The organism is Streptomyces sp. NRRL S-337, assembly GCF_000720175.1.
Classification (GTDB): Bacteria; Actinomycetota; Actinomycetes; order Streptomycetales; family Streptomycetaceae; genus Streptomyces; species Streptomyces siderophoricus.
In genome coordinates this window covers 1-362 of record NZ_JOIX01000192.1, presented here as the reverse complement: position 1 = coordinate 362, position 362 = coordinate 1, and the positions used below count along the sequence as shown (strand labels likewise).

Below are 362 nucleotides of genomic sequence, written 5' to 3'. Positions count from 1 at the left end.
GACCTGCTCGGCCAGCGTCCAGCCGTTCTTCCTCTCCAAAGGAGCCAGCAAGCCCCGCAGGTAGTCCAAGGCCCGGTCCCGTGGCTCCGACCTGCCAAAACGATGCCCGAACCGGGCATGCAGACCCGCTACACCCTCAGACCACGAATCGATCTGCTCAACCGTCAGCGACTTCTCACACAGTCACACCAACGAGCCCCAGCCCACACGGCCACACCACATGCGGTTGCAGTACTAAGGGTCCCAAGGGCCCCTGGTTCCCTCAACGCCCACCCCCACCCACCTCTTCCCCCTCCCCCAACGGGAGGGGACGGGCCGGAGGGGCCGGTGTTTGGGACGTAAAGCGACAGCAGTCCCAAACA

General features: G+C 64.9%; 1 pseudogene. It reads right to left on the bottom strand.

Annotation, left to right across the window (positions count from 1 at the left end):
• A pseudogene (locus IG62_RS46915) lies at window positions 1-153 on the bottom strand (IS701 family transposase); the annotation flags it as partial.
• Window positions 154-362 lie beyond the last annotated feature (209 nt).